Here is a 9,087-nt window from a genome sequence, read left to right as displayed (position 1 = left end):
AGGCGGACATTGTTTGTGTAGCCGCGATTTCAATCGCCGGGGCTTCATTAGTCCGCGGAGGCGGACATTGTTTGTGTAGCCGCGATTTCAATCGCCGGGTATTCTTGCAAACAATCATCTAACTAACGACTGAAGCCTGAGCCGCCAAAGCATCCCGCACTCGCTGGTTGCTAATTTCGCCATCACGAGCCACACAGGAACCAGCAATGATATCATCTTCAAAATTTAAATTGAGTTCCTTATCTTTCAGCATCAACTGAAGCAAAGCCGAGACATTCTTCGAGTAAGTTTCACTAGCGTGTACTGGCATCGACGACGGTAAATTAATCGGACCGATGACATTAACTCCGTTCCATTCAACATCTTTGCCTGCTTCCGTGCACTCGCAATTCCCACCTTGTTCTGCTGCCAAGTCAACAATTATTGCTCCCGGTTTCATTTGAGAAACCATTTCTCTGGTAACTAAAATCGGGGCTTTTCTACCAGGAACTTGAGCGGTTGTAATTACTGCATCAGAAGCGCCGACGTGCTGGGTGAGCACTTGGCGGGTGTGTTCTTTAGCTGCTTCTGATAATTCTTTAGCATAGCCGCCTGCTGCTACAGTTTCTTCTTTGAGTTCGACATCAATAAATTTAGCGCCCAAACTTTGCACTTGTTCTTTTGTTTCCGGGCGGATGTCAAATGCTTCGACGACTGCGCCCAAACGACGTGCTGTGGCGATCGCCTGTAAGCCCGCAACGCCCACACCCATCACCAATATTTTCGCGGGGCGAATTGTACCCGCCGCTGTTGTCAACATCGGGAAATATTTCGGTAATGCACAGGCTGCAATCAGTACGGCTTTGTAGCCGGCGACGTTGGCCTGGGATGATAGTGCATCCATGCTTTGGGCGCGGCTGGTGCGCGGAATCATTTCCATGCTGAATGCAGTTATTTTGCGATCGGCCAACCGCTGTACTAACGCCGGATTTCCCAAGGGATTCAAAAATCCGATGAAAACTCCTCCTTCGCGAAGTTGGTGAACTTCTGATTCTTTGAGCTCCCCGATTTTGACGACGACATCGGCTTCGCCCCACAGCGTAGCGGTATCGGCGACAACACGAGCTCCGGCTTCTTCGTAAGCAAGATCCGAGAAAAAGGATTTTGCACCCGCACCCGCCTCAACCCAAACTTCGACGCCTTGTTTGACTAATCGGGCTACAACGTCGGGTACTAAGGCTACCCGGCGTTCCTCTGCTTCGACTTCTTTGGCGATCGCTAATTTCATGGACTCTCCTTATACTCTAGACACAGACATAGACAGGGCGGTTGAAACCGCGTCTACACAGACAAAACCTGACGGGAGCAGGTTGAAATTCAAATTTCCCAGTCGGCGTCCGGCGGACATCGTTTGTGTAGGCGCGATTTCAATCGCTGGCTGTCTTCGTTTGTTTGGCGTGCGACTTCAATCGCTGGCTTCTCACGTTGATACTAAAGCCGATCCCCAAAATTACACTCGCTTCTTTAACTTGTCTTATAGATTCAAATTCACTAAACTGTTAACCTTGCAGCCCAGGGTGATATGATACAATGCTGCCTAATTCGGTAGTTTGAATGTCTGTTGTCAGTATTATTACGCAAAAAAAAATTGAGCGAGCGCGGGCGTTTCGGCTGAGAGAATTATTGAGAAATTCGGTATATTGTAGGCTCGATCGCAAATTTCGGGCGATCGATATTTAAGCTTCACCAGCAGTTTGATTAGAGGAGTGATTATGAAACGATTATTTTCAGCACTAGCAGTTACAGGTTGCTTGCTGACAGGCTTACCGGCCATCAGTTTAGCCCAGTCGATGCCCGGATTCACGATTTTCGGCGGCCCAGAACGCGCCAACCAGTTAAACTATCGCTTGGATTACGGCAAAGCCGGAATGGTTGGCGACAGATACCGGCTGCGAATTCCTTCCAAAAAAGTAAGTTTGGCGATCGCCCAACTCAACATTACTTATCCAGACTATTACAAAGGCGAATTCGACCAAAAAGACATTAAAGTGCGCGTCAAAGACAAAACAATAGCATTGCAAGAAGTAATCTGGGACAAAGAAAATCGATTCATAGAAATTTATCCCGCAGAGCCAATTCCTGCCGGTAACAACGTTGAAGTTGTCCTCTCCAACGTCAGAAACCCAAGTCCGGGCGGAATGTACCATTTCAACGTCCGCATTCGCACTCCTGGGGACGTTCCATTGATGCGTTATTTAGGGACTTGGCTGTTGAGCATTGATTGAGGTTCCCGGAAGCAAATTTTAGCTAAACAGGCGATCGCGACAGAAAAACTCAACTGTGGCGATCGTTTTGCTGTAGGGAAGAAATTAACAAGATAATTCGCGATCGCACCGATGGCCAGAAACCGGGTTTTTTCTCAAAAATACTAGATTGCAGCCCGCAGATACGCAAAAAACCCGGTTTCTTTGCAAGGAGTGCATAAACCCTGAATACTCAAATCCTAATTTTCCGAAATCCTAAAATAGAACCAGAGGCCCATACCGCAATTCTATTTGATTCCTAAAATAAGTCTAGGGGAAGCCCACGGATGTTTGCCCCTCGCTAATTAGGCGTAGGCTTAGGGGTGCTATCCCGACAAAATGTTTACGAATCACATAGGATTGCTCAAGCCGTACTGATACATGAATCTACAAGCAAAAATCAAAAAAATCAAACTTCCGCCAGCCCTGCGATCGCAAAACTACCGCCTATTTTTTGCAGGACAAGGCATCTCGCTGATTGGCAGTTGGATGACCCAAGTTGCTACAGTGTGGCTGGTCTACAATTTAAGCGATTCACCTTGGATGCTGGGCGTAGTCGGATTTACCAGTCAAATTCCCACATTAATCTTACTGCCTTTTGCCGGAGTTTTAATCGATCGCACGAACCGGCACCGAGTGATAATTACCACTCAGATCTTAGCGATGGTTCAATCCTTAGCCCTAGCATTTTTAGCGCTAACAGGAGCCGTCAACATTTGGCAGCTTTTGGTACTGAGTTTATTTCAAGGGGCAATTAACGCCTTTGACGCGCCCGCACGGCAAGCATTTGTCCCCGAACTCGTAGAAAAGAAAGAAGACTTAGCAAATGCGATCGCCCTCAACGCTTCCATGTTCAACGGAGCCAGACTAATCGGCCCAGCAATTGCCGGATTGGTAATAGGTACAGTGGGCGCCAGTTATTGTTTTCTGATTGACGGAATCAGTTACATCGCTGTGATTGCAGGCTTATTAGCAATGCAGATCAAACCCCGTAAAATAGCAGCAAGCAATACCAAACCCTTACAAAGATTAAAAGAAGGATTCGATTACGCCTTCGGATTTCCCCCGATTCGAGCCATCTTACTGCTATTAGCATTAGTCAGCTTCGCCGGAATGTCCCACACAGTATTAGTCCCAATTTTTGCCACCAAAATTCTCAACGGCGGCCCGCAAACCCTCGGATTTTTGATGGCAGCTTCCGGAGTCGGAGCATTTGCAGGCGCGATTTATTTAATCGGACGAAAAAGTATCGTAGGCATCGGCAAACTGATTGCAATTTCGCCAGCAATCATGGGATTTGGATTGATTGGTTTTGGCTTGTCCCGCATTTTGTGGCTGTCATTAATCATGATGTTGTTTGTAGGATTTGGTTTCATCATCCAATTTGCCGGAGGAAACACATTTTTGCAAACAATAGTAGAAGACGACAAACGTGGCAGAGTAATGAGCATCTACACGATGGCATTTTTTGGAGTGACACCGTTTGGTAATTTAGTAGCAGGTGGAATGGCAAATTATATCGGCTCTCCCAATACAGTCATACTTGGTGGTATAATTTGTATTTTAGGTTCAATAATTTTTACCAGACAGTTGCCAGCTTTAAAAAACTTAGTCAGACCACTTTATCAAAAAATGGGTTTAATTTGCTAAAAAATTGGTAAACTTCTCTCCTTCTTGATTCCCCTCTCTTACTCTGCGCCCTCTGCGCCCTCTGCGGTTAAAAAATCCAAATTCATTACACCAGAGGTAAAACCAATGGCAAATACCAGTGCAATTCCCCAGAAGCAGAGCGACGATCGCGTTCCCCTAAAAACCTGGATCGGCGTCATGGGAACAATTCTCGGCGCATTCATGGCAGTTTTGGACATCCAAATCACCAACGCTTCTCTCCGAGATATTCAAGCAGCTTTAGGCGCAACATTAGAAGAAGGTTCTTGGATTTCCACCGCCTATCTAGTCGCAGAAATAGTCGTCATTCCGATTACGGGTTGGCTGTCGCAGGTGTTCTCAGTGCGCCGCTACATCTTGGTAAATGCCGCTTTCTTTGTCTTCTTTTCCATGTGCTGCGCTTGGGCGTGGAATTTGACTTCAATGATTGTATTTAGGGCTTTACAAGGATTGAGTGGCGGAATTTTAATTCCGATGGCTTTTACGTTTTTGCTGACCAATTTGCCGCCCAAAAAGCAGCCGATTGGCATGGCGATGTTTGCACTGACAGCGACTTTTGCACCATCGATTGGCCCGACATTGGGAGGTTGGCTGACGGAGAATTACGGCTGGCAATATGTCTTTTATTTAAACTTGGTGCCGGGGCTGATGCTGCTAGCTGCTGTGTGGTATGCCGTCGCCCCTGCACCGTTGCGGCTAGAACTGCTCAAAGGTGGCGACTGGTGGGGAATTGCCTCAATGGCGATCGGCTTGGGTTCCCTCCAAGTTGTGTTAGAAGAAGGCAGCCGCAAAGACTGGTTTAGTTCTGATTTTATTGTGCGTTTAAGCATAGTTTCTGCTATATTTCTCGGCGCTTTTTTCTGGATTGAACTAACTCGAAAAAAACCGTTTATTAATCTACGACTGCTAACTCGCCGCAATTTCGGCTTAGCAACTATTGTCAATGTTTCGTTAGGTGTAGGATTGTACGGTTCGGTGTTCATTTTACCACTGTATTTAGGTCAGATCCAGCAGTACAATGCCATGCAAATTGGCGAGGTGATTATGTGGGCTGGGGTGCCGCAGTTATTCATCGTACCGCTAGTACCGAAATTGATGCAGCGAATTGATATGCGGTTGCTAATTGCGATCGGTGTGAGTTGTTTTGCGATCAGTTGTTTTATGAATGCTAGTATGACTCATGAAACGGGTATCGATCAGTTGCGTTGGTCGCAATTAGTGCGCGCTTTGGGGCAGCCTTTAATTATGATACCACTATCAACGATCGCCACCGCTGGTATGGAGAAACACGAGGCTGGTTCGGCTTCGGGTTTATTTAATATGATGCGAAATCTGGGTGGTTCGGTGGGAATTGCGGCCCTAGCAACTTTGGTTACTCAACGCGAGCAATTTCACTCGAATCGATTGGGGGAATCTGTTTCTTTGTACTCTCCAGCGACGCAGGAACGAATCAATCAAATGACTCAGTATTTTGTAAGTCGCGGTGCTGATTTGAGCGTGGCGAAAGATCAGGCAATTAAGGCAATTGATAGTATTGTGCGCCGCGAAGCTTATGTGATGGCTTTTAATGATTGTTTTTACTTTGTGGGCATTGCTTTGTTATTAAGTGGAATTGCGATTTTGGGCTTTAAAAAAGTGAAAGCTGGCGCGGGTGCTGGGGGAGCACATTAAACAGTTGACAGTTGACAGTTGACAGTTGACAGTTAATAGATTCACCATTCTTGTTCTGCTTGTGCTTCTGCTTGGATTAAATTTTGCCGCATTTCTTCCCAATTAATCCGATCGCACATAGCGTTTTCCAGGAGTCTCCCTTGCTGTAAATATAAAACGCGAGTCGCAAATTCCTGGGCTAATTCTAATTGGTGATTTACCATTAAAATAGTAGTTTGGCTGTTACTTAGCTCTTGCAATACCTGCACCAGGTAAGCCGCTTTTCCAGCATCTAGGGCGGACGTGGGCTCGTCTAACAGCAATATTTTGGGTTCGAGAACGATCGCCCGTGCGATCGCCACCAATTGCTTTTGGCCTGTGGAAAGTTGCAATTCCGTGCGATTTAGCCATTCTTCGGGGATATGAAGTTGTTGAATAACCCCGCTAATTCTGTCTCCTATTTCTGATGAATTCACACCCCGCAGCTTCAAAGGATAAGCCAAAGCTTCCCGCACCGACATTCCCAACAGCTTCGATTCTTGCATCACCAGGGTGATTTGTCTGCGAAGTTCGATCGCCCCAATTTGCCGGTAATCTGTATTTTCCAGATAAATCGAGCCAGTCGTGGGGCTGCTGAGTCGGTTCAGCAACCGCAACAGCGTGGTTTTCCCTGCCCCCGAAGGGCCGACAATTGCGACGCGAGATCCCTTTTGTACCTGAAACGAGATATTGTCCAATAAGTAGCTAGAGGCGATCGGTGTTTTAAAACTTACACCATCAACCCGCAATTGAGGAGTAGTTTCTGGATAATTTTCAGAATAATTAGGCATTAAATTAATTTAAAATATGATATTTCTGCAAGCAAATATGTGTGTAGGGGCGAAGCATTACCGCAATCAGCATAAGATTATAACTAATAACTTATATGCGGTAATGCTTCGCCCTCTTCAAAACCCAGATGCACCCGAATTTCACATTACTTACTTCTCAAACCTTCACAGCTTTTTTCAATGGAAAACCCAACTGTTCCCGCTGTTCCAAATAAAGCTGAGCCACCCGCCGCGCCAAGTTGCGAATCTTAGTAATATACCGAGTTCTCTCCGTCACCGAAATCACACCTCTAGCATCGAGTAAATTGAAAGTATGCGAACATTTTAGCACATAATCAAGACTCGGCAAAACCAATCCTTTCTTGGTCAATTGTTCGGCTTCTTGTTCGTACAATCCAAACAAAGTAAACAGCAATTCAGGATTGGAAGCTTCAAAATTATAAGTACACTGTTCTATTTCCCCTTGCAGGTGAACGTCGCCGTAAGTGATGCCATCTTTCCACTGAATTTTGGTCATCGCATCCACTTCTTGCAGATACATTGCCAGACGTTCAAGTCCGTAGGTAATTTCAATCGATACCGGGCGACAATCAATGCCACCGCACTGTTGAAAGTAGGTAAATTGAGTGATTTCCATGCCATCGAGCCAGACTTCCCAGCCGACACCCCAAGCGCCTAAAGTTGGAGATTCCCAGTTGTCTTCTACAAAGCGAATGTCGTGGTCTTCGGGTTTGATTCCTAATGCTCTGAGTGAGTCCAAATAGATTTCTTGGATATTAGGAGGAGATGGTTTAATGAGGACTTGATATTGATAGTAATGTTGAAAGCGATTGGGGTTTTCGCCATAACGTCCGTCAGTGGGGCGGCGACAGGGTTCGACGTAGGCGACTGACCAAGGTTCGGGCCCAATCGCTCTGAGAAAGGTGTGGGGATTCATGGTACCTGCCCCTTTTTCGGTATCGTAGGATTGGGCGATCAGGCATCCGCGATCGCTCCAGAATTTGTTTAAGGTGGCAATGACTGATTGAAAGTTCACTGGTTTAAATATGGTTAGTAAGTGTCTGAACTTATTTAAGCATACTCAAGGCAGGGTTTATTGAAATAAACCATGTATCGCTGGATATTTAAGTTCTTTTTTCAGGTATATTGTATCGATCGAGTTATTGCGATCGATAATAGCAATGTTTTCTAGATCGAACAGTCCCTACTGCTAGGGAAAAGAGCCATCATGTTGTTTGTGGATAGGGTGGTGGATATTCTCCGCTCGTGATGAGTTGCTCGCGTTCGAGGATACGTTCTGGGAGGTTAAATTGTAGAATTTTAGCGGTTACGCGCCCTTGCGGAGTCAGTGGGACAATGGTTCCTCTATCTAGCCGAAAGTGGTCAGACCATTTCTGAAGACGGGGATTAAAAAAGGGAGTTAGCTGTTGTGTTTCAGGGTCGATCGAACCGAGGTCAGTTCCTTTGAAACGGTTGCAGCAAGGACACGATAACGCTAGGTTTTCAGATTCGGTAATGCCATCATGTTTTTCAGCAATAATGTGTTCCATTTCAAAGGCAAAAAGTGCACCCGTTTGGGGAAATCGGCAATACTCGCATTGCTCTCCAGCGCGTTGAGTCACTAGCCGGCGGAGACGGGCTGATACATAACTCATGCTGCTGTCTGTAAGCGTTTGTAGGCGTGAGCTTTGGCTAAGCGCACCCAATGTTCTAAAAGCAAATATCGATCGAGTTCGACTTCTTCCGATCGCGAGAGAGTGCTGGATTTATTGCGATCGAGCAATTCACTCATTCGGGCTTGTAATGCAGGCGTGGGGCGGATGGCGAGGATGACTTCTGGGCTGGGTTGACTCGCAAGCAGTTCGACGATTTGGCGATCGTCTTGGTAGGGGATGGTTTCTGCGAAGGTAAGTTCCTGGAGTGCGCGATCGAGGGCTTCTGGGAGGCGATCGCCCAATGCGTGCAGTTGTTCGCCGAGGCGATCGGGGACTTCTAATATAATTTGCATACTTCGGTGATGTGAGGATGAGACTTGCTGTGATTGTAACAAACGGGCGATCGATCCATATCTTGAGTAGAATCGCCCTACTCGGCTTTTTCACGTTTGCGTTTTTCGATTTCGGCGATCGGTAACAATAATGTTTCCTCTATTTCCTGTCTCACCTCTAGGCTACCATTGTAAGTGCAGTTAAGACAATCTAACAGTAATTCGTTGGCGTCATAATACTGTTTTAATAATTCTTGTTTTTCATTGACAACTCGCCAGTTTAAAAAAGCATCGGGATTGTGGTTTGCAAAATCTCTTACTTGCTGTAATATGCTGCCACTACGGACTACCCACCAAGTAAAGTAAGCTTCACTATAAAGGGACTTATCATCAGGATGCTCATCTTGTATGAGTTGCATATACTGCTTTAATTCTGGAGTCCAATCAAAAAGTATAAAGTAATAATTAATTAAATCAAGTGCGATACAGAAATAAATGTCTTTAATGCCGACAGGGGCAAATCGATAGTCTCCTCCTACAACATTTTCAATAGCTATAGTACGATACAATTCCAGGGCTATTTCATTCTAAACAGCTTCTTCAAAACGTCTAGACCATAGCCAGCGAGCCGTTGTGCCTGTGCCATATTTGTTTCTCCAGCTTCTCGATA

At 45.8% G+C, this 9,087-nt stretch carries 10 protein-coding genes; 4 read left to right on the top strand and 6 right to left on the bottom strand.

Annotated features, from left to right (window positions below; all coding sequences use genetic code 11):
* Positions 1–118 precede the first annotated feature (118 nt).
* A complete protein-coding gene (locus JGK14_RS17235; protein WP_293196695.1) occupies positions 119–1,267 on the bottom strand; it encodes a Re/Si-specific NAD(P)(+) transhydrogenase subunit alpha in 1,149 nt (382 codons plus the stop codon).
* 326 nt (positions 1,268–1,593) lie between these two features.
* Here JGK14_RS17235 and JGK14_RS17230 point away from each other — a divergent pair, with 326 nt between their 5' ends.
* The 4 genes from JGK14_RS17230 (at position 1,594) to JGK14_RS17215 (ending at position 5,621) form a co-directional block, all read left to right on the top strand.
* Complete coding sequence (locus JGK14_RS17230; protein ID WP_293178159.1) at positions 1,594–1,719, top strand: hypothetical protein; 126 nt, start codon at positions 1,594–1,596, stop codon at positions 1,717–1,719.
* 32 nt (positions 1,720–1,751) lie between these two features.
* A complete protein-coding gene (locus JGK14_RS17225) occupies positions 1,752–2,264 on the top strand; it encodes a DUF2808 domain-containing protein (RefSeq protein WP_293178156.1) in 513 nt (170 codons plus the stop codon).
* A 399-nt stretch (positions 2,265–2,663) separates the two neighbouring features.
* The gene (locus JGK14_RS17220; RefSeq protein ID WP_293312798.1) at positions 2,664–3,932 is read left to right on the top strand and encodes an MFS transporter; all 1,269 of its coding nucleotides are present in this window, start codon (positions 2,664–2,666) and stop codon (positions 3,930–3,932) included.
* Between the two features lie 105 nt (positions 3,933–4,037).
* Complete coding sequence (locus tag JGK14_RS17215) at positions 4,038–5,621, top strand: MDR family MFS transporter (protein WP_293326614.1); 1,584 nt, start codon at positions 4,038–4,040, stop codon at positions 5,619–5,621.
* A 41-nt stretch (positions 5,622–5,662) separates the two neighbouring features.
* Here JGK14_RS17215 and JGK14_RS17210 read toward each other — a convergent pair whose 3' ends face one another.
* The 5 genes from JGK14_RS17210 to JGK14_RS17190 all read right to left on the bottom strand — a co-directional run bounded on the left by JGK14_RS17210 (position 5,663) and on the right by JGK14_RS17190 (position 8,836).
* Positions 5,663–6,430, bottom strand: a complete 768-nt coding sequence (locus JGK14_RS17210; RefSeq protein WP_293212444.1) for an ABC transporter ATP-binding protein — start codon at positions 6,428–6,430, stop codon at positions 5,663–5,665.
* Between the two features lie 157 nt (positions 6,431–6,587).
* Positions 6,588–7,466: a glycine--tRNA ligase subunit alpha gene (glyQ, locus tag JGK14_RS17205; protein WP_293232184.1), complete on the bottom strand. Its 879-nt coding sequence runs from the start codon at positions 7,464–7,466 to the stop codon at positions 6,588–6,590.
* A 190-nt stretch (positions 7,467–7,656) separates the two neighbouring features.
* Positions 7,657–8,085, bottom strand: a complete 429-nt coding sequence (locus JGK14_RS17200) for an HNH endonuclease (RefSeq protein WP_293232182.1) — start codon at positions 8,083–8,085, stop codon at positions 7,657–7,659.
* Positions 8,082–8,438 carry a hypothetical protein gene (locus tag JGK14_RS17195; RefSeq protein WP_293232180.1) on the bottom strand — a complete coding sequence of 119 codons (357 nt, stop codon included), beginning with the start codon at positions 8,436–8,438 and terminating at the stop codon, positions 8,082–8,084. The genes JGK14_RS17200 and JGK14_RS17195 overlap by 4 nt, the downstream gene beginning before the upstream one ends.
* A 77-nt stretch (positions 8,439–8,515) precedes the next feature.
* On the bottom strand, positions 8,516–8,836 hold the full coding sequence (locus JGK14_RS17190; protein WP_325315306.1) for an NACHT C-terminal helical domain 2-containing protein: 321 nt from the start codon (positions 8,834–8,836) through the stop codon (positions 8,516–8,518).
* Positions 8,837–9,087 lie beyond the last annotated feature (251 nt).

It is taken from the genome of Microcoleus sp. PH2017_28_MFU_U_A (genome assembly GCF_020738035.1).
Classification (GTDB): domain Bacteria; phylum Cyanobacteriota; class Cyanobacteriia; order Cyanobacteriales; family Microcoleaceae; genus Microcoleus.
This window is presented reverse-complemented; position numbering and strand designations above follow the sequence as displayed.